Origin of the sequence: Pseudomonas sp. GD03875 (genome assembly GCF_029840585.1) — a bacterium.
Classification (GTDB): Bacteria; Pseudomonadota; Gammaproteobacteria; order Pseudomonadales; family Pseudomonadaceae; genus Aquipseudomonas; species Aquipseudomonas paralcaligenes.
In genome coordinates, this window is sequence record NZ_JAOCCV010000017.1 from 14,449 (window position 1) to 38,250 (window position 23,802).

A 23,802-nucleotide genomic window follows, 5' to 3' on the forward strand; every position below is an offset into this window, starting at 1 on the left:
ACAAACCCAACCGTCTGCGAGTGTGGGAAGAACACCGTTACGCCTACGACGCCTGGGGCAACTGCATCGAGAAGAAGTCCGGTTCACATACCGAACGACAGTTCCAGTGGGATGCCGAGCATCAGCTGAGCCGGGTAACTGTCACTCGCCGGCAAGGGCGCTTCACCCATACCGAACACTGGGGCTACGACTACGATCCTTTCGGGCGACGCATCACCAAATACCGGCTCGATCCACACAACGAGAAACGTAGTCGCCCTTGGTTGGATGACGAGACGACTCACTACGGCTGGGACGGCAACCGCCTGCTGCTGGAGCGACAGGGCGACAGGCAGCAACTCTATATCTACACGCCACACAGCTTTGTGCCGCTGGCGATGGTACGCAGCAAGGCGGTGCTGTCAGAAACGCAAGGATTGCCACCAGAGTATCAGGCTCTCAAGGAGCGGTACCCCGAGCAGTGGGAAGCGACGGTTGAGAAGCTTCCGCGTAAGGTCGCGTCCACGATCCGGCAATTGGAGCAGCCGGCAAGTTCTGACAAGAGCCCGGTAGAAGTCCTCTACTACCACACTGACCATCTAGGTACGCCGAGAGAGCTGACGGACGCCTCGGGACATATTGTCTGGTCAGCAACTTACAAAGCGTGGGGCAACACGGCGAAGACTGAGCGGCCTGGGCGCCTCGTCTCCAATACTCAAGGCAATGTCCAAGTTCAGGGGTGGGAAGAGCAGGATGGACTCATCAAGCAGAACCTAAGATTCCAGGGGCAGTATTACGATCAGGAAACAGGGCTGCATTACAACCGATTCAGGCATTACGATCCAGATTATGGGCGGTTTGTAAGTCAGGATCCGATTGGTCTGAAGGGCGGATTCAATAGTTATCAGTATGCTCCCAACCCGATGGTGTGGGTTGACCCATTGGGACTTTGCAGATGTCCAGGAGACGGCTTGGAGGTTGTCGAAGGAGCGCATTCACTTGTAGGTGCCAATCGAGCAGTCATTGATCCGCGTAAGCTAACGGACTATGCATTGAATCCAGATCATCCAGTAGGTGGCAACAAGGCTCGTGTCTTTGAGTCGGCGCTTGGGTTTACGAAGGAAAATTCGGACCTGTTGCTGAAGCAGCTCCAAGAAGGAGTAATGAAAAATACACCGATTCCGGGGAAAGTAGATCAATATGGCGCCCGTTTTACTGTCGATATTCCTGTTACGGGGCCGAATGGAAGTGGAGTCGTTAGAAGTGGGTGGATTTATAAGCCTGGTTCAAATACTCCAGAGTTGACAACAATTTTTGTGAAGTGACTTCTATGCCTCTAGAAATTAATACGGTCGTGCGTCTGCTGGAAGATATGCCTTCGGAGGGGATTTTTAGTGGCAGCATTGGGGTGATAGTTTTTGTTTTTTCGGGCTGGGAGGATGTTTATGAAGTTGAGTTCTGTGATGGAGATGGTGTAACTGTTGCGCAGATTGCTTTAAAGTTATCGCAACTTGAAGTTGTGAGGTGATTTTTAAATAATGCAGCTGGTGTGCGGTGCGTAGTTATGAGTTGAATTTTTATTGCGATAATGTTTTGATGAGTTAGTCTTTGGATAGGTAGGTTTATACCTGCGAGGCACATAGGGCTTCGTGCCACTGACAATGGCTCGCAGCTAAGTTTCGTAATCAGAAGAATAAAAGTTGTCTCTGGAATATCTAGCTCTCAATCGCGACACCTAGAGTAATGGCAGGCGGCCATTGCGAAGTTGCTATATAGCGTTGCCGCAACGATCCGTCAGTTAGAGCAGCCGAAAAGTCCCAACAAGAATTCGGTAGAAATCCTCTACTACCACACTGACCATCTCGGTACGCCGAGGGAGTTGACGGACCGCGACGGCTGCATCGTCTGGGCTGCCACTTACAAGGCATGGGGCAACACGGCGAAGATCGAGAGGCCCAGAAGGCTGATCGCCGCTACCCAAGGGCATGTCCAGATCCAACGCTGGGAGGAACAGGAAAACCCTGTAGAGCAGAACCTGAGATTCCAGGGGCAGTACTACGATCAGGAAACAGGGCTGCACTACAACCGGTTTAGGTACTATGATCCGGACTGTGGTCGATTTGTAACTCAGGACCCGATCGGGTTACTAGGAGGGGGCAATAACTATCAGTACGCGCCGAACCCTGTTGAGTGGATTGATCCGCTAGGGATGGTCTGAAGTAGTCGGGTATTTCTGGCTGACTCCTGCCCTTGCCGATTTCAAAACGGTGATTCGGCTAAAAAACGATCAAATCATCCCCCTCTTTCCGGATTTATAGCCGGCGCGAGCACCTCGCGCCGGCCATTTCCCGCATTACAGACGCACCTCTCCTGCATTCGTCAGCAAATGTCGGCGCGCCATCCACAGGTTCGACAGCGCGAACAGTGTCACCAACTGCGCGGTGTTCTTCGCCAGGCCACGGAAGCGTGTCTTCACGTAGCCGAATTGGCGCTTGATCACCCGGAACGGGTGCTCGACTTTGGCGCGCACCTGGGCCTTGGATTTCTCGATCTTGCGCTTGGCTTTGTACAGTGCACTGCGCTTACTCAGCTTCTTGTACGTACTGCGGCGGGCCGCAATCTGCCAGATCACCTCCCGGCCTTCATGTTCCGGGCGTTTCTCTACGCCGGTGTAGCCCGCGTCGGCGCCGACCATGTTTTCCTTTCCATGCAGCAGTTTGTCGACCTGGGTAACGTCAGCAACGTTGGCTGCCGTCCCTACCACGCTGTGCACCAGGCCAGACTCGGCATCCGCGCCGATGTGGGCCTTCATGCCGAAGTAATACTGATTGCCCTTCTTGGTCTGGTGCATTTCCGGGTCACGCTTACCGTCCTTGTTCTTGGTCGAACTCGGCGCATGGATCAGCGTGGCATCGACGATGGTGCCCTGACGCAGCGACAGGCCCCGATCGCCCAGGTAACCATTGATCACCGACTTTGTTCCTTGCTCGCTAAGGAGCAGCTCACTCGGAGTGTTCGTATTCGAACGCTCCTGGTTTCCCCTTTGAAGGGTGGTGGCCTGAGACACTGCGGCATTCCCCGTCAGGCCTTTCACTCCCCAGCGGGGCTGGCGGCGTGTCAATAGTGCTCATGCCGCAAGGCTCGACTACTCCTGAGTGTCTGCTTCTGGCCGATTCTGTTGAAAAACTCGATGTGCGACAGAGCTGCTTGCTCGTAGCCGGAAAAATGTACAAATCGAGCGCTTCTACGCGAAATCCAGAGCAACTCGACCAGCGCAACGATTCAGATTTCAGCCTCAGCCGTGCACTTTCGGCGAAGAAAATCGCCGAGGGAGTTTTTCAACAGAATCGGCCGGTTTTTGCCTGTTGCTACTGGCTGCTTTGCGGAAGTTGGCACTAATCAGCGTATCGGAGCGACCTTTCTGTCTCGATTTTCCGTGACAGCTGCTACTGACAAGTTACCTGTGGCAGATTCTTGAATGTGCTCACTCCACCAAGACATCATGGGGCATTTGCGTGCGTTAATGCGGTTTCGCTTGCCCTCCAAGAGTCCAGCATGTCAGCCCACTGCTGCATCATCCCGGCCCGATCACTCAGATACTCCGCATGGTTGTAGGTGCGTCTGACTGCGTTCTGCTCAGTATGTGCGAGCTGTCTTTCAATCCAGTCTGCGGAGAAGCCCATTTCATTAAGTCTGGTGCTGCCGGTCGTTCGCGTGGCATGCGGGCTGTACTTGCCGCCCCAGCCTAGGACGTTGAGCATCTGGCGGAATGACGCCGAAACCATTGGTCGGGTGCGTACGTCTCGATGTGGGAACACATGGGCATATTTGCCGGTAATGGGCTGAAGGCCTCTTAGCATTTCTACCGCTTGCCTGGGTAGTGGAACCGTATGTTCTTTGCGCTTTTTCATCCGTTCGGCGGGAATGCGCCAAAGGGCCTTGTCCAAGTCGAACTCTGCCCACTGTGCTTCTACGGCTTCATTCGGGCGGCACAGCGTCAGCCACATAAGGTGGAAGGCACAGAGAGTTTCATGGCGCCCGCCATGGAATTCAACATCTCGCAGGATTTGGCCAATTTCATTCGTTGAAAGTGGGCGCTTGTGCTGGGTCTTATTGGCTGGCAGTGCTTTGCGTACGGGATGAACGGGGTCACTGCTGGCGCGTAGCGTGGAGATGGCCAGTTCGAAAACGCCAGACATGCTCCGCTTGGCCTCAGCCGCAACAGATGGGCCATTGTCTTGTACCGCCCCTCTGAGCACTTCAAGGATGTGGGCGGGGGTAATGGATTTGATCGGCAGATTGCCGATTTTCGGAAAGACGACTCGTTCCAGCATCTTGAGTCGTTTGGATTTTGTGATCTCCTCCCAGTCCTTTAGAGACAGCCACTCTTTGGCGACTGCTTCAAACGTGATGGCTCTCTCATGGTCGCGTTTCACCCGCTCTTGTTGGCGATGGTGCGCAGGGTTGATGCCTTGTACGACCAGTGAACGTGCTTTTACACGTTCATCACGGGCTTCTGAAAGGGTGAAACGGCGCCCTCTTCGGCGCTCATCGGACTGCTCGGGCGTTTCTCCTTTGGGGGCGATCACATAGTCCCCAATGGCGAACACGCTTTCTTTCCTGACGCTGCCGTCGCTCAGCTCGAACCGATAGCGCCACGCCTTAACCCCGTTGGGCTTCACCTCCAGGTAGAGGCCATTTCCGTCTGTGAGTTTGTAGGGCTTTTCCTTGGGCTTGGCGGTACGGCACTCAGTGTCGGTAAGCGGCATGGCTGCTTCTTCCTCTCTGTACCCGGTTTCTGTGGTGGGTTTGTTTGAGCTATACCCGGTAGCGTACCCGGTCTATTTGTGGATCGTATAGGGGTTTGATGGATCTTGCTGGAAAAGAAAAACCCCTTGAGTCTTCATTCCTCAAGGGGTTTTATGTCCATCAGGGTTCGATAGAGTTCGAATTTATGTTTAGACGTTGAAGCGGAAATGCATCACGTCGCCGTCCTTGACGATGTATTCCTTGCCTTCCAGGCGCCATTTGCCGGCTTCCTTGGCGCCGCCTTCGCCCTTGTACTGGATGAAGTCGTCATAGGCGACCACTTCGGCGCGGATGAAGCCTTTTTCGAAGTCGGTGTGGATCACGCCGGCGGCCTGCGGGGCGGTTGCACCGACGCGCACGGTCCAGGCGCGGACTTCCTTCACTCCGGCGGTGAAGTAGGTCTGCAGGTTGAGCAACTGGTAGCCGGCGCGGATCACGCGGTTCAGGCCCGGTTCCTCGAGGCCGAGGGATTCGAGGAACATGTCCTTCTCCTCGCCGTCGTCGAGCTCGGCGATCTCCGCCTCGATCTTGTTGCATACCGGCACCACGATGGCGCCTTCTTCCTCGGCGATGGCGCGAACCACGTCGAGGTGCGGGTTGTTGTCGAAGCCGTCCTCGGCGACGTTGGCGATGTACATCACCGGCTTGCTGGTGAGCAGGTGGAAGCCGCGGATGACCTGCTTCTCCTCGACACTCATGTCCTTCATCAGGCTGCGCGCCGGCTTGCCCGCGCTGAAGTGGGGGATGAGCTTCTCGAGGATGGCCTTCTGCGCCAGGGCGTCCTTGTCGCCGCCCTTGGCATTGCGGGCGACCTTCTGCAGCTGCTTCTCGCAGCTGTCGAGGTCGGCGAAGATCAGTTCGAGGTCGATGATCTCGATGTCGCGCTTGGGGTCGACGCTGTTGGCGACGTGGATGACGTTCTCATCCTCGAAGCAGCGCACCACATGCGCGATGGCGTCGGTCTCGCGGATGTTGGCGAGGAACTTGTTGCCCAGACCCTCGCCCTTGGAGGCGCCCGCCACCAGGCCGGCGATGTCGACGAATTCCATGGTGGTGGGCAGCACGCGCTCGGGCTTGACGATGGCGGCCAGGGCGTCGAGACGGTTGTCCGGCATCGGCACGATGCCGCTGTTCGGCTCGATGGTGCAGAAGGGGAAGTTCTCCGCGGCGATGCCGGATTTGGTGAGGGCGTTGAACAGGGTGGACTTGCCGACGTTGGGCAGGCCGACGATGCCGCAGTTGAATCCCATGGTGTATCCCTCGCGGAGATGAATTCGTTGGAAAGGGTCAGGCTTTCTGGCTGTGCAGTTTCTGCATGGCCTTGGTCCAGTCGCCGGCGAGCATCTCGGGCAGCACGCCGAGGGCGTTGTCGACGCTCTTGTCCAGCAGTTCCTGCTCGCTGCGCGGAGCGCGGCCGAGGACGAAGCCGGAGACCAGGCTGGCGTGGCCGGGGTGGCCGATGCCGAGGCGCAGGCGATGGAAGCCGTTCTGGTTGCCGCACTGGGCGATGATGTCGCGCAGGCCGTTGTGGCCGCCGTGGCCGCCGCCGGTCTTGAGCTTGGCGACGCCGGGAGGCATGTCGAGTTCGTCGTGCGCCACCAGCATGGCGTCCACCGGGATGCGGAAGAAATTCGCCAGCGCCGCCACGGCCTGGCCGCTGCGGTTCATGTAGGTGGTGGGGATGAGCAGACGGACGTCGCGGCCCTGATGGCTGAACTTGCCCACCAGGCCGAAATACTTCTTGTCGAGGGCGAGGCCGACGCGTTGGCTGTCGGCCAGGCGCTCAACGAAAAGGGCCCCTGCGTTATGCCGGGTCTGGTCGTACTCGGGGCCCGGGTTACCCAGGCCGACGATCAGTTGCACAGCAGTCACGGAGAGGCCCTTCCTTAAAAGGCGAGCTGAGTGGATTACTCGGCTGCGCCTTCCTCGTCTTTCGCTACGCGGGAAGCGTGGATGTTGGCGACTGCCAGGTCGTTGCCGTGGGCCAGGGCCACCAGCTCGACGCCTTTCGGCAGTTTCAGATCGGACAGGTGAACGATCTGGCCGACTTCCACCTTGGCCAGGTCGACTTCGATGAATTCCGGCAGGTCTTGCGGCTGGCAGGAAACTTCGACTTCGCTGATGGTGTGGGACACTTCGCCGCCTTGCTGCTTCACGCCGACGGAGCTGGCTTCGTTGACGAAGTGCAGGGGAACGTGGGCGCTCAGTTTCTGGCCGGCGACGACGCGGACGAAGTCGGCGTGCATCACGTAGCCCTTGGACGGGTGGCGTTGCAGGGCCTTGATCACGACGTTTTCGGCGGCGCCGGCGACGTTCAGGGCCAGCACGTGGCTGAAGGCGGCTTCGTTTTCCAGCAGCTTGGCCAGGTCTTTGGCCAGCAGGCTGATGGACTGGGCCGGCTTCTCGCCACCGTAGATCACGGCGGGAACCAGGTTTTCGTTACGACGCAGGCGGCGGCTCGCACCTTTCCCCAGGTCGGAACGCACTTCGGCATTCAGGGCAAATTCAACAGTCATTTCACTTCTCCAAAATAACCAAACCGCCTTCACGCTTGCGACCAGCGTTGGGCGGTAGGGCAAAAAGCCCCGCTCGGGGCGGGGCGCTTTACGTCGGCGCCGTTCCTTAGCGGAACATGGCGCTGATCGATTCTTCGTTGCTGATGCGGCGGACCGCTTCGGCGATGACGGGGGCCATGTCCAGCTGGCGGATGCGCGAGCAGGCCTGGGCCGCGGCGGACAGCGGGATGGTGTTGGTCACCACCAGTGCGTCCAGCACGGAATTCTCGAGGTTCTCGATGGCGCGACCGGACAGCACCGGGTGGGTGGCGTAGGCGTAGACCTTCGAGGCGCCGTGGTCCTTCAGGGCCTTGGCGGCGTGGCACAGGGTGCCGGCGGTATCGACCATGTCGTCGACCAGCACGCAGGTGCGGCCCTCGACATCGCCGATGATGTGCATGACTTCGGAGACGTTAGCCTTCTCGCGGCGCTTGTCGATGATCGCCAGGTCGACGCCCAGGCTCTTGGCCACGGCGCGGGCGCGGACCACGCCGCCGATGTCCGGGGAGACGATCATCAGGTTCTCGAAGCGCTGGTCCTGGATGTCGTCGGTCAGCACCGGGGAGCCGTAGATGTTGTCCACCGGAACGTCGAAGAAGCCCTGGATCTGGTCGGCGTGCAGGTCGACGGTGAGCACGCGGTCGATGCCGACCACGGTCAGCATGTCGGCCACCACCTTGGCGCTGATCGCCACACGGGCGGAACGCGGGCGGCGATCCTGGCGGGCGTAGCCGAAGTAGGGGATGACGGCGGTGATGCGGGTCGCCGAGGAACGGCGGAAGGCGTCGGCCATCACCACCAGTTCCATCAGGTTGTCGTTGGTCGGCGCGCAGGTCGGCTGGATGATGAAGACATCCTTGCCGCGCACGTTCTCGTTGATCTCGGCGCTGATTTCGCCGTCGGAGAACTTGCCTACGGAAGCATCGCCCAGGGGGATATGCAGCTGACGCACGATGCGACGAGCCAGGTCGGGGTTGGAGTTCCCCGTGAAGACCATCATCTTGGACACGCGCAGTACCTGCCTGGTGTGGTTCCGATGAAAAAAGCTGTTCAAAAAGCCTGGCTCTCTGAACAGCTTTCGAGTGTATGGCAGGGGCGGCTGGATTCGAACCAACGCATGGCAGGATCAAAACCTGCTGCCTTACCGCTTGGCGACGCCCCTGTGGAGTCTGTCGAATGCTGGGAGGTTAATGGCAGGGGCGGCTGGATTCGAACCAACGCATGGCAGGATCAAAACCTGCTGCCTTACCGCTTGGCGACGCCCCTGTATCGGATAACCGACGTTCCCGCATTCACTTCCGAGTTGCCGTTTCTAGCTTGCGATGCAACGGAGACCGATTGCAGCCGCGAGCGATGAAGCTCGGCAGGGTGGCCGGAAGTTGGCGCGAGACTTTATCAGCATCGGCCTGGTTTGGGAAGCTCCCAAACACGCAAGCTCCGGTTCCGGTCATCTTTGCTGCAACAAATTTGTTGAGCGTTATCAGAGCGTTACGCACTTCGGGGTAGCGCTTCTCGACAACCGGCTGGCAGTCGTTACGACCGCCCCCCTCGGGAAGGCTGCGAACTGTAATGGCGGGGGTATCACGTGTCAACTCGGGGTCGGCAAAAACTTCCGCGGTGCTGATGCTGACCTGCGGGATGGCGACCAGGAACCAGGGCTCATCCAGTTCCACCGGCTGCAGCCGTTCGCCCACACCCTCGGCGAAGGCCGCGCGGCCGCGCACGAACACCGGCACGTCGGCGCCCAGGGCCAGGCCCAGGGCGGCCAGGCGATCCTCGTCCCAGCCCAGTTGCCACAGGCGGTCCAGGCCGAGCAGGGTGGTGGCCGCGTCCGAGCTGCCGCCGCCGATGCCGCCGCCCATGGGCAGGCGCTTGTCCAGCCAGATATCGGCGCCGAGGACAGTGCCGGACTCCTCTTGCAGGCGGCGCGCGGCGCGCACGATCAGGTTGCTGTCGTGGGGCACGCCGGCGATCTCGGTGTGCAAGACGATCTCGCCATCCTCGCGGCGGGAGAAGCCCAGTTCGTCGCCGTGGTCGAGGAGCTGGAACAGGGTCTGCAGCTGGTGGTAGCCGTCGGCGCGGCGGCCGAGGATGTGCAGCATCAGGTTGAGCTTGGCCGGGGCGGGCAGGATCAGTTCGGCGTGGTCGGGAATGGCTTGGGTCGTCATGGGCAGTCGTGGCCCGGATACGGGCCGGGGCGCTTCCGGTGGTGTCGTTGCCCGGACCGCATCCGGGCTACGGGGTGGGTTCGCGGGTCGAGGCCGCTGCTACTGGCCGAGCTGGCGCGGCTGCCAGTCCTTGATCACCAGGGTGATGTCGAGATCGGTGCCATGCAGCTTGATGCGCTCGGGCAGGCGATAGCCTTTCTGCTCGGCGTAGCTCAGGTATTCCAGCTGCCAGCCGTCCTGTTCCAGGCGTGCCAGGTGGCTGTTCTCGTCGAGGGTGACGCGGCTCTTGCTGCCCGGCGCGGGCAGGCCGCGCACCCACCACAGCAGGTGCGACACCGGCAGGCGCCAGCCGAGCTGTTCTTCCAGCAGGGCCTCGGGCGATTCGGCTTCGTAGCGGCCCTGGTTGGCCACTTCCAGCATGACGTTGCCCTCGCGCCCGGTCAGGCGCGCGGCGCCCCGGCCCAGCGGGCCGGACAGGCGGATGTCGAAGTAGTCCTGGCGCTGCAGCCAGAACAGGGTGCCGCTGCCCGAGTCCTTGGGCGCGCGGATGCCGACCTTGCCGTTGATCTGCCAGCCGTCCAGGGCGGCGACCCTGGCCTTGTGCGCCTGCCACTGCTGCCGGTCGCCCCGGCCCTCCACGGCCTCGCGGCTGGTGAGGCCGGCGCAGCCGGCGAGGAGGGCGATCAGGCTGAAGACGAGAACGTGGCGAAACATGGGTCAGAGCTTCTCCGAGCCGGTCAGGCGCTGGATGGTGGAGCGCAGGATGGGGCTGTCGGGCTGGGCTTCGAGGGCCTTGGCCCACACGTCGCGAGCCTCGCGCTGCTTGCCGCGGACCCAGAGCACTTCGCCGAGGTGGGCGGCGACCTCGTGGTCGGGGAACTTGAGCAGGGCGGCGCGCAGGTAGCGCTCGGCCACGTCCAGGTTGCCCAGGCGGTAGTTGACCCAGCCGAGGCTGTCGAGAGTGGCGGCGTCGCCGGGGTTGAGCACGTGGGCCCGCTCGATCAGCTCCCTGGCCTCCTCGTAGCGGGTGGTGCGGTCGGCCAGGGTGTAGCCGAGGGCGTTCAGCGCGGTGGCGTTGTCCGGTTCACGCTCGATGATGCCGCGCAGGTCGCGCTCCAGGCCGTCCAGGTCGCCGCGTTTCTCGGCCAGCATGGCGCGGGTGTAGAGCAGGTTGGTGTCGCCCGGGAACTGCGCCAGGGCGTGGCCGATCACCTTCCACGCCTCGTCCAGGCGCTGGCGGTTGGCCAGGGCCTCAGACTCGATCAGGTACAGCTGGATGGCGTAGTCGGGCTGGCTCTCGCGGCTGCGGGCCAGGCGGCTGCCGGCTTCGGCGGCGCGATCGCTGTCGAACAGGATCTCCGTCTGGCGCAGCTGGGCCGGCAGGTAGTCGTCACCGGGGCCGACCAGGCCGTATTCGACCAGCGCGCTCTCCTGATCGCCGCGCTGCTCGTAGAGGCGGCCCAGGTTGAAATGGGCGGCATCGACGTGGGCATCGCGCGCCACCAGTTCTTCCAGGTAGACGGCGGCCTCGTCCCAGGCCTCGGCCTCCAGGGAGACCAGCGCCAGCGAGTAGCGCAGGTCGTCGTCGTCGGGGAACTGCTGGACCAGGCCGGCGAACTCGCTCCGGGCGTCGTCCAGGCGGCCCAGTTCGACCAGTTGGCGGGCGTAGGCCAGGCGTACGCGCTTGTCGTCGGGGTGGCGCTTGATGCCGCTCTTCAGCAGCGGCAGCGCTTCCTTGCCGCGATCCAGGCTCTGCAGCAGGCGGGTGCGCAGCAGCAGCGGGGGGATTTCCTCCTCGCTGGCGGCGTGGTCTTCGAGCAGCTCGAGGGCTTCCTCGGCGCGGCCGTCCTGGTGCAGCAGCAGTGCCTTGCCGAACAGCAGCTGGCCGTTCTCCGGGTACTTCTGCAGCAGGCGGTCGAAGCTCTGCAGCAGGCCGGCGCGGGTGTCCGGGTCGGTCTCGGCGGCGGACAGGGCGAGGAAGTCGAAGTGGGTGTCGCCCTGGCCCTGCAGCACTTTCTCCATGTAGGCCATGGATTCGTCGTAGCGGCCGGCGCGGGCCAGCTGGATGGCGGCAGCGCGCTGGGCGTCGACGCTGTCCGGCGCGCTGTTCGACCAGATCAGCGCGCTGTCCAGGGCGGCCTGCTCGGCGCCCAGGTACTCGGCGATGCGGAAGGAACGCTCGGCCACGCCGGGGTCCTGGGTGGCGTTGGCCTGCTGCACGTAGTTGCCGAGGGCGATGTCGAAGCGATCGCGCTGGCCGGCCAGTTCGGCGGCGAGCAGCGAATACAGGGTTTCCTCGCTGAACGAGGCGTATTGCTTGGGCGCCGCCGGAGCCTTGCTGGCTGCCGCGTCCTCCACCGGCGGGGTGCCGTCGGGCGAGGGGGCCAGGCTCTGGCAGCCGGCGAGCAGGAGGGAGGCGGTCAGCAACGCGAGGGATTTGTTCATATAAGGAAAGGTGCGATTCGTGGCGTGGCTGCATCATGACACAAGCGGCGGCGGCAAGCCCACCGCGCCGCATGGGTTTCGCCGGGGCGTCTGGCCGGGCCTGGCGGAGTGGCCGGTCCGGTCGTTTCGAGCGGGGGCATGGCCGCTATCGGGTCAATTTGTCGCAATAGTTGTTCTCCCTTGGGTGACGTAGGACAATCGCCCGCTATCCCGAATTCCCCTAGCGACCCTGCATGGCCTTCCTCGCCCTCGGCATCAACCACAAGACCGCCTCGGTGGACGTCCGCGAGCGCGTGGCCTTCACTCCCGAGCAACTGGTCGAGGCCCTGCAGCAGTTGTGTCGCGTCACGCCCAGCCGCGAGGCGGCGATCCTCTCCACCTGCAACCGCAGCGAGCTGTATCTGGAGCAGGACCAGCTGTCCGCCGACGAGGTGCTGCGCTGGCTCGCCGACTATCACCGCCTCAGCCTCGACGAGCTGCGCGCCTGCGCCTACATCCATCAGGACAACGAGGCCGTGCGTCACATGATGCGGGTGGCCTCGGGGCTCGACTCCATGGTGCTCGGCGAGCCGCAGATCCTCGGCCAGATGAAATCGGCCTACGCCGTGGCGCGCGAGGCCGGCACCGTCGGGCCGCTGCTGGGCCGCCTGTTCCAGGCCACCTTCAGCACCGCCAAGACGGTGCGCACCGACACCGCCATCGGCGAGAACCCGGTGTCCGTGGCGTTCGCCGCGGTCAGCCTGGCCCGGCAGATCTTCGCCGACCTGCAGCGCAGCCAGGCCCTGCTGATCGGCGCCGGCGAGACCATCAGCCTGGTCGCCCGTCACCTGCATGACCAGGGCGTGAAGCGCATCGTCGTCGCCAACCGCACTCTGGAGCGTGCCAGCCAGCTGGCCGAGCAGTTCGGCGCCCACGCCGTGTTGCTGGCCGACATTCCCCAGGAGCTGGCGTACAGCGACATCGTCATCAGCTCCACCGCCAGCCAGTTGCCGATCCTCGGCAAGGGCGCGGTGGAGCGTGCGCTCAAGCAGCGCAAGCACAAGCCCATGTTCATGGTCGACATCGCCGTGCCGCGCGACATCGAGCCGGAAGTGGGCGAGCTGGACGATGTCTACCTCTATACGGTGGACGACCTGCACGAGGTCATCGAGGAAAACCTCAAGAGCCGCCAGGGCGCCGCCCAGGCCGCCGAGGAACTGGTCAGCGTCGGTGCCGACGACTTCATGCAGCGCCTGCGCGAACTGGCCGCGGTGGACGTGCTGCGCGCCTACCGCCAGCAGGCCGAGCGCCTGCGCGACGAGGAACTGGCCAAGGCCCAGCGCATGCTCGCCAACGGCAGCAGCGCCGAGGACGTGCTGGCCCAGCTGGCCCGCGGCCTGACCAACAAGCTGCTGCATGCGCCCAGCGTGCAGCTGAAGAAAATCTCCGCCGACGGCCGCTTCGAAGCGCTGGCCGTGGCCCAGGAACTGTTTGCCCTCGACGAGGGCCCGAGCAAGACATGAAAGCCTCCCTGCTGAAGAAACTCGACATCCTCCACGATCGCTTCGAGGAACTCACCGCGCTGCTCGGCGACGGCGAAGTGATCGGCGACCAGACCCGCTTCCGCGCCTACTCCAAGGAGTACGCCGAGGTCGAGCCGGTGATCGGCGCCTACCGCGAATTCCGCAAGACCCAGGACGACCTCGAGGGCGCCCAGGCGCTGCTCAAGGACAGCGACCCGGACCTGCGCGAGATGGCCGAGGAGGAAGTGGCCCAGGCCAGGGAGGCGCTGGTCGAACTGGAGGACCGCCTGCAGCGCATGCTGCTGCCCAAGGACCCCAACGACGGCCGCAACGTGTTCCTGGAAATCCGCGCCGGCACCGGCGGCGACGAGGCGGCGATCTTCTCCGGCGACCTGTTCCGCATGTACTCGCGCTACGCCGAACGCCAGGGCTGGCGGGTCGAGATCCTCTCCGAGAACATCGGCGAGCACGGCGGCTACAAGGAAGTCATCAGCCGCGTCGAGGGCGACAACGTCTACGCCAAGCTCAAGTTCGAGTCCGGCGCCCACCGCGTGCAGCGCGTGCCCGAGACCGAGTCCCAGGGGCGCATCCACACCTCGGCCTGCACCGTTGCCGTGCTGCCCGAGCCGGACGAGCAGCAGGCCATCGAGATCAACCCGGCCGATCTGCGCGTGGACACCTACCGTGCTTCTGGCGCCGGCGGCCAGCACGTGAACAAGACCGACTCGGCGATCCGCATCACCCACACTCCCACCGGCATGGTGGTCGAGTGCCAGGAAGAGCGCTCGCAGCACAAGAACCGCGCCAAGGCCATGGCCTGGCTGGCGGCCAAGCTGCAGGACCAGCAGGACGCCGCCGCGCACAAGGAAATCTCCGACACGCGCAAGCTGCTGGTGGGTTCCGGCGACCGCTCCGAGCGCATCCGCACCTACAACTTCCCCCAGGGGCGGGTCACCGATCACCGCATCAACCTGACCCTGTACTCGTTGAACGAAGTGATCGGCGGGGCGGTGGAGCAGGTGATCGAACCGCTGCTGCAGGAATACCAGGCCGACCAACTGGCCGCCCTGGGCGATTGATTTGCACCCTTCTCCTGTGGGAGAGGGGCCGGGGGTGAGGGATTTCAGGTTGCTCCGAGTTGCCTGTGTCACCCTCACCCCAGCCCTCTCCCAAGGGGAGAGGGAGCTACAGGCATAGGACCTCGTGCATGGCCTCCATCCAATCCTTGCTCGATAGCGTGGCATTGCCCGACTCGCCGACGGCGCGGCTGGATGCCGAGCTGCTGCTAGCCGCCGCCCTCGGCAAGCCGCGCAGCTACCTGCGCACCTGGCCCGAGCACGAGCCTGATGCCGAGCGGCTCGCCGCCTTCTCTACCATGCTCGAACGCCGCCGCGCCGGCGAGCCGGTGGCCTACATCCTCGGCCACCAGGGCTTCTGGAGCCTGGACCTGGAAGTCGCGCCGCACACCCTGATTCCCCGCCCCGATACCGAGCTGCTGGTGGAGACCGCCCTGCAGCTGGCGCCGGCCACGCCGTTGCGCGTCCTCGACCTGGGCACCGGCACCGGCGCCATCGCCCTGGCTCTGGCCAGCGAGCGCGGTGGCTGGAGGGTGATCGGCGTGGACCGCATCGCCGAGGCGGTGGCGTTGGCCGAGCGCAATCGCCAGCGCCTCAAGCTGGACAATGCCGAGTTCCGCCAGAGCAGCTGGTTCGAGGCGCTGGCCGGCGAGCGCTTCGGCCTGATCGTCAGCAACCCGCCCTATATCGCCGCGGAAGACCGGCATTTGGGCGAGGGCGATGTGCGCTTCGAGCCGATGAGTGCGCTGGTGGCCGGCGCCGATGGCCTGGACGACATCCGCCAGATCGTCCGCGAGGCGCCCGCGCATCTGGAAGGCGGCGGCTGGCTGCTGCTGGAACATGGCTATGATCAGGCCGAGGCGGTGCGCGCGCTGCTGAGCGACACCGGCTTCCTCACCGTGGAGAGCCGCCGCGACCTGGGCGGCCACGAACGCATTTCCCTGGGACGGTGGCCGGCATGAACCTGAGCGACGACGAACTGCTGCGCTACAGCCGGCAGATACTCCTGCCGCAGATCGACGTGGCCGGGCAGCTGCGCCTGAAACGGAGTCGCGTGCTGATCGTCGGCCTCGGTGGCCTCGGCTCGCCGGTGGCCCTGTACCTGGCCGCCGCCGGCGTCGGCGAGCTGCACCTGGCCGACTTCGACACGGTGGACCTGACCAACCTGCAGCGCCAGGTCATCCACGACGGTAGCCAGGTCGGCGTCGCCAAGGTGGATTCGGCTATAGCCCGGCTCGCCGCGCTCAATCCGCAGGTCACGCTGGTGCCCCATCGCGTGGCGCTGGACGAGGACTCCCTGGCCGCCGCCGTGGCGGCGGTGGACCTGGTACTGGATTGTTGCGACAACTTCACCACTCGCGAGGCGGTCAATGCCGCCTGCGTGGCCGCGGGGCGGCCGTTGGTGTCCGGCGCGGCGATTCGCCTGGAAGGGCAGCTCGCGGTGTTCGACCCGCGCGATGCGGCGAGCCCCTGCTACCACTGTCTGTACGGGCACGGCAGCGAGGCCGAGCTGACCTGCAGCGAGGCCGGCGTGGTCGGCCCGCTGGTGGGCCTGGTCGGCAGCCTGCAGGCGCTGGAGGCGCTCAAGCTGCTGGCCGGTTTCGGCGAGTCGCTGGTGGGCCGCCTGTTGCTGGTCGACGCCCTGGGCACGCGCTTCCGCGAGCTGCGGGTCAGGCGCGATCCGGCGTGCAGCGTGTGCGGAGGGCGGCCGTGAGCGAGGCGCCGATCGGGCTGTTCGACTCCGGCGTCGGCGGCCTCTCGGTGCTGCGCGAGGTCCGCGCGTTGCTGCCGGCCGAGTCGCTGCTGTATGTCGCCGACAGCGGCCACGTGCCCTATGGCGAGAAGAGCCCCGAGTTCATCCGTGAGCGTAGCCAGAAGATCGCCGAGTTTCTCCTGGGGCAGGGCGCCAAGGCGCTGGTGCTGGCCTGCAACACGGCCACCGCGGCGGCCGTGGCCGACCTGCGCGAGCGCTATCCCGAGCTGCCCATCGTCGGCATGGAGCCGGCGGTGAAGCCGGCGGCGGCCGCGACCCGCAGCGGCGTGGTCGGCGTGCTGGCGACCACCGGTACGCTGAAGAGCGCCAGGTTCGCCGCATTGCTGGACCGTTTCGCCAGTGACGTGCGGGTGATCACCCAGCCCTGCCCGGGGCTGGTCGAGCAGATCGAGGCCGGCGAGCTGGACGCGCCGCGCACCAGCGAGCTGCTGCAGGGATGGGTCGGGCCGCTGCTGGCCGAGGGCTGCGACACCCTGATCCTCGGCTGCACCCACTACCCCTTCATCGAGCCGCTGCTGCGCGCGATGGTGCCGGAGTCGGTCAGCCTGGTGGACACCGGCGCCGCGGTGGCACGGCGTCTGCAAGTGCTGCTGGAGCAGCATGGCCTGCGCGCCGAAGGTCTGGCGCTGGCGACCCGCTACTGGTGCAGCGGAGACGTCGCGGCCATGCAGCGGGTGCTGCCGAAATTATTGTCTGAACTTGCAGACGTCCGGTCGCTCCCTGTTTGAGGCGAAGTGACTGTTTCATTTCGGCTGTATCTTTCTCTGATACAAAAGTTTTCTATACTCCAGCGCGATAAAGCGTTCATCACCCCCTCGGTAACAGGAAGGTTACATGAAGAAGATAATTGCTCAGGCGACCGTGATAGCCCTCGGCCTGGCCAGCCTTTCCGCTCAAGCCGTCGATTTCACCGCAGCGGTGGGTCAGAGCGGCGACTCGACCATGGTCTACCGGCTGGGCGCCCAATGGGATTGGGACAACAGCTGGTGGGAGAGCAGCGTAGGTCGCCTGACCGGCTACTGGGACGCCGGCTACACCTACTGGGACGGTGACGAGACCTCCACCAACCACAGCCTTTCGTTCAGCCCGGTGTTCGTCTACGAGTTCGCCGGCGACAGCGTGAAGCCCTACATCGAGGCCGGTATCGGCGTCGCGGCCTTCGCCAACACCAAGCTGGAAAGCAACGACCTGGGCTCCTCCTTCCAGTTCGAGGACCGCATTGGTGCGGGCGTGCGCTTCTCCGGTCAGGAAGTGGGCATTCGTGCCATCCACTATTCCAACGCCGGCATCAAGCAGCCGAACGATGGCGTGGAAGCCTATACCCTGCATTACCGCACCAGCTTCTGAATGCGGGTGTCCTGAAAGAGCCGGGCCGGGTGCCCGGCTTTTTCATGTCTGTGTCCCCGTTAGTTGTTGCACACCTTGTGGGAGCGGATTTATCCGCGAATTTCGCGGCCAATCGGAATGCCGCCCAGCCGCTCCCACAGAAGCAGGATTGCGCCGCCAACACGTAACGGGGACATAGCCTTTTTCATGCCTGTTCGTCAGCGGTAGATGCCGGGCATACCGCCGCGTTCGTCGCGGCATTCGGCCGAGCCCATCTCGAACTCGCGGCAGATCAGCGGGCGCACCTCATAGATGGTGCAGTGCATGCTGTCGCGGTCCAGCGCCGCGCACCAGCCGTCATCCAGGCGACGCATCACCTCGCCGCCCCAGTCGTCGGTGTCGATGAAGCGCTGGGGTACGCCGGTATCGGTGATCAGCATCACTTCCAGCTGACAGCAGCAGGCGGCGCAGTTGCTGCAACTGATGTCTGCGGTGGGGAGCTGCAGGTGGGGGATGGTGCTCATGGCCGCGCAGTGTACGGCAGCTTGTGCCTGAGTGGGCGCCGGCTGGTCGGCGCGCAGGGCTTCAGGCCGGGTCGTTTCTTCGCCGGGGCAGGTCGCGGAATGCCGTCAGGGCACGCTCGCGGGAGGCGCCGAGGTCGACTATTTGCGGCGGATAGTCGGATGCGGCCGCCGCGAACAGGTCACTCCGCGCGGACGGATCGTGGATGTCACGGTCGTCCAACGCCGCCAGCTCCGGCACCCAGCGGCGGATGAAGCGGCCGTCCGGGTCGAATTTGCGCGACTGGCTGAGCGGATTGAATATCCGGAAGTAGGGCGCCGCGTCGGTGCCGGTGGAAGCGCTCCACTGCCAGCCGCCGTTGTTGGCCGCCAAGTCGCCGTCGATCAGGTGGCGCATGAACCAGCGCTCGCCCTCGCGCCAGTCGATCAGCAGGTTCTTGGTCAGGAACATCGCCACCACCATGCGCAGGCGGTTGTGCATCCAGCCGGTCGCCAGCAGTTGGCGCATCGCCGCGTCGATCAGGGGGATGCCGGTGCGGCCCTGCTGCCAGGCTTCCAGCTCGTCCGGCGCGTGACGCCAGGGCACGGCCTCGGTCTCCGGGCGGAAGGCGCGGTGCCGCGAGACGCGCGGGTAGCCGACCAGGATGTGCTTGTAGAACTCGCGCCAGAGCAGCTCGTTGATCCAGGCGACGGCGCCGGGGTTGCCGGTCTCGAACTCGCCCCGGTTGCCGCGCAGCGCGGCGTGCAGGCACTGGCGCTGCGACAGCACGCCGGTGGCCAGGTAGGGCGAGAGGCGGCTGGTGCCGTCCACCGCCGGCAGGTCGCGGCTCCGTTCGTAGTCGCCCAGCATCTCGTCGGCGAACAGGGCCAGGCGCTCGAGCGCGGCCTCCTCGCCGGACGGCCAGTGTTCACGCAGCTCGGCGTCTGGCGTTGCGAAGCCCTCGACCTCACCGGGGATGGCATCGCTGGCGATATCCAGCGGCTGCTGCCGGGACGGCAACGGCACCAGGGCGGGCAGGGCGGTGTGCAGGCGCTGGTAGCAGACCTTGCGGAACTGGCTGAACACCTGGAAGTAGCCGCCGGACTTGGTCAGTACGCTGCCGGGGCGGAAGAACAGCTGGTCCAGCCAGCGGTGGAAGGCCACGCCGTGACGGCTCAGCTCGTGCTCCACCGCCTGGTCGCGGGCCTGTTCGTTGATGCCGTATTCCTCGTTGACCCAAACCCCGGCGATGTCGTGCTTGCGGCACAGTTCGGCGAGCACCCCGGGCGCGTCACGCCAATGCGGCGCGGTACGGATCAGCAACGGCACGTTGAGCGACGCCAGGCGCGGGCGCAGCTCGGCCAGGTTGCGCAGCCAGAAGTCGACCTTGCACGGCGCGTCGTCGTGTTCGTGCCACTGCCCGGGGCTGATCAGGTACACGGCGAGGGTGGGGCCGGTGGCCATGGCGGCGGCCAGCGCGCTGTTGTCCGCCACGCGCAGGTCGCTGCGCAGCCACATCAGTTGGCGCATGGGGTTTCCTCCAGCAGCCCCAGTTCGCGCAGCCGCTGTTCGACTAGCAGCGGGTCGGCGGCCAGGTGCAGGCCATGCACGGGGCGCAATTCCTCGGCGTGGATGTCTGCCGCCGGCCCCGCCAGCAGCAACGGCACGGCACAGGCGTCGAGCAGGCGCGGCAACTGGTGGCGCAGCGCCGTCGCCAGGGCCTGGCTGGAATACAGCAGCAGGGCGCGTGGGGCGATGTGGTCCACCGCCTGCACCAGCTCGTTGGCCGGCACCGCCTGGTCCAGCACCTGCACCGGGCAGCCGGCGCTGCCGGCCAGCCAGGCGCACAGCCACAGGCCGGGCTCCAGGGGCCGTTCGGACTGGCTGGCCAGCAGCAGGGGCGAACCCTGTCGCTGGCGGTTGTCGTGGTACAGCCTGGCGCCGAGCTTGCTGCGTAGCCAGGCATGGAAGAACGCCTGTTCCAGGCGCGCGCCGAAGGGCAGCTCGCGCCAGCGCCCGTCCAGTTCGGCGAGCAGCGGCAGCAGCAACTGGCGGCAGATGATCGGCGGCGGGTAGAGCGACTGGGCGCGGTTGAAGGCTTCGTCCAGGCTGCGTTCGGCCTGGCGCGCGATGCTTTGCAGCATGGCCTGGCGCAGTTCGTCCCACACCCCGCTGGGCGCCGCCTCGGGCGGCTCGCTGCGGTCCAGCAGCTCGCGGACCTGGCTGACGGCCACGCCCCGGTTGAGCCAGGTCAGCACCTGCTGGATGCGCTGCACCTGCTCGGGCGCGTAGAGGCGGTGGCCCTTGGCCGTGCGCAGGGGCACCACCAGGCCGTAGCGCCGTTCCCAGGCGCGCAGGGTCACCGGGTTGACCCCGGTGTTGCGCGCCACCTCGCGGATCGGCAGGTAGCCCTGGGCCAGGGCGCTCGGGTAGTCGAGGGGCGTCGAGGTCATAGCGCGTTCCTCAGGGCGAGAACGTCCGGATAGGGACGCAGGTAGTCCTGGTTGGCCACGTAGGCGTCCGGATGGCGCTTGAAGTGGTGGCGCAGCAGGGTCAGTGGCACCACCAGCGGGATCACCCCGCTGCGGTACTGCTCGATCAGTTGCTGCAGTTCGGCGCGCTCGTCGTCGCCGAGCTGCTGTTTGAGATGGCCGCTCAGGTGCTGCAGCACGTTGCTGTGGGTGCCTCGGGTGGCGTGTCGGCCCAGCGCGGCCATGAGCTGGTCGAAGTAGCGCGGCGCGAGTTCGTCCAGGTCCTGCCGGCCGAGGTCGCCGAGCAACCGGCCGAGCGCCTTCTGCTGCTGCGGGTGGGTGGCCATCAGCAGGTACTTGTGCCGGGCATGGAAGTCGAGCAGCCCCTGACGGGTCAGGCCGGCATTCAGCAGGCGCTGCCATCGGCCGTGGACGAACACCCGGTTGAGGAAGTTCTCGCGCAGCACCGGGTCGTGCAGGCGGCCTTCGTCCTCCAGTGGCAGGTCCGGGCGCAGGGTGTGCAGGGCGGCGGCGAACACGCCACGGGTGGCGACCTCGGCGAGATGGCCGTTGTCGCGGTACAGCTTGACCCGGTGCAGCCCGCAGGACGGCGACCTGTGCATCAGCACGAAGCCGCTGAGGCCGGGCAGGGCGGCGGCGCGCACGGCCTGGGCCTGCAGCGCGGCGGTCAGGTCGCGGTCGTCTTCCTGCGGTATCAGGGCACGAGGCGCGTGCGGGTCGCCGACCAGGCGGATCGGCGGGCGCGGGCTGCCCAGGCCGGCGGCCATTTCCGGGCAGACCGGCACCAGCTCGAAGTGCTCGGCGAGGATGTCGGTACACAGCGTCGAGCGCTTGTGCCCGCCGTTGTAGCGCACCCGCTCGCCGAGCAGGCAGGCGCTGATGCCCAGCTTGAGACGTTCGCCCATGTGCACCTCCACATACTTGTACAAGGTCGATTTCTTGTACAAGAAAGCATGCCGGGCGAAAGTTGTACAGGCCGTTCGTCTTGTACAGGTTTTCAGGGGGCGAAGGGGAAGCACCAGGGCACCAGCCCCACCGCGACCAGCATCACCAGCAGGGTGAAGGGCACGCCGACCCGCACGAAGTCGCTGAAGCGGTAGCGGCCGGGCGTCATCACCAGGGTGTTCACCGGCGAGGAAACCGGGGTCATGAAGGCAGCCGAGGCGGCCAGGGCCACGGTCATGGCGAAGGGCAGCGGCGACAGGCCGAGGCTCTGCGCCACGGCGATGGCCACCGGCGCCATCAGCACGGCGGTGGCGGTGTTGGAGACGAACAGGCCGATCACCGCGGTGAGCGCGAACAGGCAGGCGAGCAGGGCGCGGGGGCCGGCATCGCCGAGCAGGCCGACCAGGCCGCGCACGGCCAGGTCGACACCGCCGGTCTGCTGCAGCGCCTGGGCGAAGGGCAGCATGCCGGCGATCAGGATCAGCGTCGGCCAGTGGATGGCGCGGTAGGCGCTGTCCAGGTCGATGCAGCGGAAGGCGCCCATCAGCAGGCAGCCGATCAGCGCGGCGAGCACGTTGGGCACCGCGCCGCTGACCATCAGGCCGATCATCACCGCCAGGCTGAGCAGGGCGTAGGGCGCCTTGCGGATGGCCGGCGCCACCTCGTCCACTTCAACCGGCAGGCCGAGCACCAGGAAGTCGCGGGTCTGCTGCTGCAGGCGGTGGATGTATTTCCATTCGCCGGCCACCAGCAGGCTGTCGGCGGCACGCAGCGGCTCGTCCACCAGTACGCCCTCGAGCGCCTTGCCCTGGCGGCGCAGGCCGACCAGGTTGAGGTGGTGGCGGCTGCGAAGGGCGATTTCCTGCACCGTCCTGCCGGCCAGCCGCGACTCCGGCGGCAGGATCACTTCGGCCAGGCCGAGCTGGTGGGAGTGGCGGGCGTAGTAGGAGGCGGTGAGCGGCGCCGGCTCCAGGCCCAGCTCGCGGTAGGTGCCGAGCAGGCCGATGGCCGGACTGACCAGGTCGACCAGCAGGATGTCGCCGGCCTGCAGCTGGGTGCTGCCGGTGGCCATCAGCAGCAGGGTGCGGAACTGCCGCTCACGTTCCACGGCGATCACGTTGATGCCGTGCTGCTTGCGCAGCTCCAGTTCGTCGAGCACCTGGCCGGCCAGCGGCGAGTCGGCGCGCACCCGCAGGCGCCGCTCGCGCTCGCTCAGGCGGTAGTTGCGCGACAGCTCGGCCAGGGTCGGCCGCGCCTCGGTGGTCACCGCTCCGGCGTCCGCGCGCACCAGCCATCGGCGCGCCAGCAGCATGTAGCCGATGCCCAGGGCCAGTACCGGCAGGCCGATCGGCGTCGGTCCGAAGAAGCCGAAGCCGTCCAGGCCGGCGCGCAACAGCTCGGCGTGCACCACCAGGTTGGGTGGCGTGGCGACCAGGGTCAGCATGCCGCTGATCAGCCCGGAGAAGGCCAGTGGCATCATCAGCCGGGTCGGCGACAGGCGCAGGCGCGCGGCGACGCTGAGTACCACCGGTATGAAGATGGCGACCACCCCGGTGGAACTCATCACCGAGCCGAGCCCGGCCACCGCCAGCATCAGCAGCACGATCAGGCGCGCCTCGCTGTTGCCGGCCCGCGCGGCCAGCCAGTCGCCCAGGCGGTAGGCGATGCCGGTGCGCACCAGGCCCTCGCCGATCACGAACAGCGCGGCGATCAGCACCACGTTGGGGTCGCCGAAGCCGGACAGGGCCTGGCCCATGTCGAGCACGCCGGTCAGGGGCAGGGCGACCAGCACTAGCAGGCCCACGGCGTCCATGCGCGGCCTGTTCAGGGCGAACAGAGCGATGGCGCCGAGCAGCAGCGCGAGGACCCAGAGCAACTGTGGATTCATCCTGTCTCCCGTGGCAAACGCGGGCGATTGTCTCAGGGGTAGCCGAGCAATGCCTTGATCTGCGCCAGATGCGCCTCCACCCAGCGCCGGTCGATCGGCCCCCAGTCCCGGATCAGGTAGTGGCCGGCGTTGTTGCGCTCGCCGTCGTGCTGGACGAAGGCGCAGTCGATGTCCAGTTCCGCCAGCGCCGCCAGTGTGTCCTGGGCGGTGCGCCGGGGCATGCCGGTGGCGGCCATCAGTGCCGGTACGCTGGCGGCCGCGCCGCTGTCGACCAGCCAGGCCACGTAGAGGCGGCGGTAGAAGCTGGTGCGGGTCTTGCTGGTTTCCATGGTGATCCTCCAT

At 65.3% G+C, this 23,802-nt stretch carries 23 protein-coding genes, 2 tRNA genes and 1 pseudogene; 9 read left to right on the top strand and 17 right to left on the bottom strand.

Features of this window, described 5'->3' with window-relative positions; genetic code table 11:
- Positions 1-20 precede the first annotated feature (20 nt).
- The 3 genes from N5D30_RS15710 (at position 21) to N5D30_RS15720 (ending at position 2,197) form a co-directional block, all read left to right on the top strand.
- Complete coding sequence (locus tag N5D30_RS15710; RefSeq protein ID WP_279909695.1) at positions 21-1,304, top strand: DUF6883 domain-containing protein; 1,284 nt, start codon at positions 21-23, stop codon at positions 1,302-1,304.
- Positions 1,305-1,309: 5 nt separating this feature from the next.
- On the top strand, positions 1,310-1,507 hold the full coding sequence (locus tag N5D30_RS15715) for a DUF4926 domain-containing protein (protein WP_279909696.1): 198 nt from the start codon (positions 1,310-1,312) through the stop codon (positions 1,505-1,507).
- Between the two features lie 237 nt (positions 1,508-1,744).
- The gene (locus N5D30_RS15720; RefSeq protein ID WP_347881208.1) at positions 1,745-2,197 is read left to right on the top strand and encodes an RHS repeat-associated core domain-containing protein; all 453 of its coding nucleotides are present in this window, start codon (positions 1,745-1,747) and stop codon (positions 2,195-2,197) included.
- 135 nt (positions 2,198-2,332) lie between these two features.
- Here the strand turns inward: N5D30_RS15720 and N5D30_RS15725 are convergent.
- The 11 genes and pseudogenes from N5D30_RS15725 to N5D30_RS15775 all read right to left on the bottom strand — a co-directional run.
- A pseudogene (locus N5D30_RS15725) lies at positions 2,333-2,953 on the bottom strand (IS5-like element ISPst5 family transposase); the annotation flags it as partial.
- Positions 2,954-3,479: 526 nt separating this feature from the next.
- Positions 3,480-4,748 carry a tyrosine-type recombinase/integrase gene (locus N5D30_RS15730; protein WP_279909697.1) on the bottom strand — a complete coding sequence of 423 codons (1,269 nt, stop codon included), beginning with the start codon at positions 4,746-4,748 and terminating at the stop codon, positions 3,480-3,482.
- 189 nt (positions 4,749-4,937) lie between these two features.
- The gene (gene ychF, locus N5D30_RS15735; RefSeq protein WP_220813021.1) at positions 4,938-6,038 is read right to left on the bottom strand and encodes a redox-regulated ATPase YchF; all 1,101 of its coding nucleotides are present in this window, start codon (positions 6,036-6,038) and stop codon (positions 4,938-4,940) included.
- Positions 6,039-6,075: 37 nt separating this feature from the next.
- Positions 6,076-6,660: an aminoacyl-tRNA hydrolase gene (gene pth, locus N5D30_RS15740; RefSeq protein WP_220813020.1), complete on the bottom strand. Its 585-nt coding sequence runs from the start codon at positions 6,658-6,660 to the stop codon at positions 6,076-6,078.
- Positions 6,661-6,695: 35 nt separating this feature from the next.
- Positions 6,696-7,304 (bottom strand): 50S ribosomal protein L25/general stress protein Ctc, encoded by a 609-nt coding sequence (locus N5D30_RS15745; RefSeq protein WP_220813019.1) that lies wholly within the window; start codon positions 7,302-7,304, stop codon positions 6,696-6,698.
- A gap of 106 nt (positions 7,305-7,410) precedes the next feature.
- The gene (locus N5D30_RS15750; RefSeq protein WP_220813018.1) at positions 7,411-8,352 is read right to left on the bottom strand and encodes a ribose-phosphate pyrophosphokinase; all 942 of its coding nucleotides are present in this window, start codon (positions 8,350-8,352) and stop codon (positions 7,411-7,413) included.
- Between the two features lie 78 nt (positions 8,353-8,430).
- Positions 8,431-8,505: transfer RNA gene (locus N5D30_RS15755), tRNA-Gln, on the bottom strand.
- Between the two features lie 29 nt (positions 8,506-8,534).
- A tRNA-Gln gene (locus N5D30_RS15760) sits at positions 8,535-8,609 on the bottom strand.
- Between the two features lie 26 nt (positions 8,610-8,635).
- On the bottom strand, positions 8,636-9,511 hold the full coding sequence (gene ispE, locus N5D30_RS15765) for a 4-(cytidine 5'-diphospho)-2-C-methyl-D-erythritol kinase (RefSeq protein ID WP_279909698.1): 876 nt from the start codon (positions 9,509-9,511) through the stop codon (positions 8,636-8,638).
- 99 nt (positions 9,512-9,610) lie between these two features.
- A complete protein-coding gene (lolB, locus tag N5D30_RS15770) occupies positions 9,611-10,225 on the bottom strand; it encodes a lipoprotein insertase outer membrane protein LolB (protein WP_279909699.1) in 615 nt (204 codons plus the stop codon).
- Positions 10,226-10,228: 3 nt separating this feature from the next.
- Complete coding sequence (locus tag N5D30_RS15775) at positions 10,229-11,956, bottom strand: tetratricopeptide repeat protein (protein WP_279909700.1); 1,728 nt, start codon at positions 11,954-11,956, stop codon at positions 10,229-10,231.
- Positions 11,957-12,189: 233 nt separating this feature from the next.
- On the opposite strand from N5D30_RS15775, the gene hemA reads away from it, so the two are divergent.
- The 6 genes from hemA (at position 12,190) to N5D30_RS15805 (ending at position 17,655) form a co-directional block, all read left to right on the top strand.
- A complete protein-coding gene (gene hemA, locus N5D30_RS15780; protein ID WP_220813014.1) occupies positions 12,190-13,458 on the top strand; it encodes a glutamyl-tRNA reductase in 1,269 nt (422 codons plus the stop codon).
- Positions 13,455-14,537, top strand: coding sequence for a peptide chain release factor 1 (prfA, locus tag N5D30_RS15785; protein ID WP_279909701.1), 1,083 nt, complete (start codon positions 13,455-13,457; stop codon positions 14,535-14,537). Before hemA ends, prfA begins: the two co-directional genes overlap by 4 nt.
- Before the next feature lie 128 nt (positions 14,538-14,665).
- Positions 14,666-15,496, top strand: a complete 831-nt coding sequence (gene prmC / locus N5D30_RS15790; RefSeq protein ID WP_279909702.1) for a peptide chain release factor N(5)-glutamine methyltransferase — start codon at positions 14,666-14,668, stop codon at positions 15,494-15,496.
- Entirely contained in the window at positions 15,493-16,248 is a 756-nt protein-coding gene (locus tag N5D30_RS15795) for a molybdopterin-synthase adenylyltransferase MoeB (protein ID WP_279909703.1), read from the top strand. The genes prmC and N5D30_RS15795 overlap by 4 nt, the downstream gene beginning before the upstream one ends.
- Positions 16,245-17,036 (top strand): glutamate racemase, encoded by a 792-nt coding sequence (gene murI, locus N5D30_RS15800; RefSeq protein ID WP_279909704.1) that lies wholly within the window; start codon positions 16,245-16,247, stop codon positions 17,034-17,036. Before N5D30_RS15795 ends, murI begins: the two co-directional genes overlap by 4 nt.
- A 106-nt stretch (positions 17,037-17,142) precedes the next feature.
- Positions 17,143-17,655, top strand: coding sequence for an acyloxyacyl hydrolase (locus N5D30_RS15805; protein WP_220813009.1), 513 nt, complete (start codon positions 17,143-17,145; stop codon positions 17,653-17,655).
- 197 nt (positions 17,656-17,852) lie between these two features.
- Here the strand turns inward: N5D30_RS15805 and N5D30_RS15810 are convergent, their stop codons facing one another.
- The 6 genes from N5D30_RS15810 to N5D30_RS15835 form a co-directional block, all read right to left on the bottom strand.
- Positions 17,853-18,158, bottom strand: coding sequence for a YkgJ family cysteine cluster protein (locus N5D30_RS15810; RefSeq protein ID WP_279909705.1), 306 nt, complete (start codon positions 18,156-18,158; stop codon positions 17,853-17,855).
- Between the two features lie 61 nt (positions 18,159-18,219).
- Entirely contained in the window at positions 18,220-19,665 is a 1,446-nt protein-coding gene (phrB, locus tag N5D30_RS15815) for a deoxyribodipyrimidine photo-lyase (RefSeq protein ID WP_279909706.1), read from the bottom strand.
- Positions 19,653-20,588 carry a MerR family transcriptional regulator gene (locus tag N5D30_RS15820; protein WP_279909707.1) on the bottom strand — a complete coding sequence of 312 codons (936 nt, stop codon included), beginning with the start codon at positions 20,586-20,588 and terminating at the stop codon, positions 19,653-19,655. Before N5D30_RS15820 ends, phrB begins: the two co-directional genes overlap by 13 nt.
- Positions 20,585-21,532 carry a DUF523 and DUF1722 domain-containing protein gene (locus tag N5D30_RS15825; protein WP_279909708.1) on the bottom strand — a complete coding sequence of 316 codons (948 nt, stop codon included), beginning with the start codon at positions 21,530-21,532 and terminating at the stop codon, positions 20,585-20,587. The genes N5D30_RS15820 and N5D30_RS15825 overlap by 4 nt, the downstream gene beginning before the upstream one ends.
- Positions 21,533-21,624: 92 nt before the next feature.
- Positions 21,625-23,460 carry an SLC13 family permease gene (locus N5D30_RS15830; protein WP_279909709.1) on the bottom strand — a complete coding sequence of 612 codons (1,836 nt, stop codon included), beginning with the start codon at positions 23,458-23,460 and terminating at the stop codon, positions 21,625-21,627.
- Between the two features lie 32 nt (positions 23,461-23,492).
- On the bottom strand, positions 23,493-23,789 hold the full coding sequence (locus tag N5D30_RS15835) for a winged helix-turn-helix domain-containing protein (protein WP_279903706.1): 297 nt from the start codon (positions 23,787-23,789) through the stop codon (positions 23,493-23,495).
- Positions 23,790-23,802 lie beyond the last annotated feature (13 nt).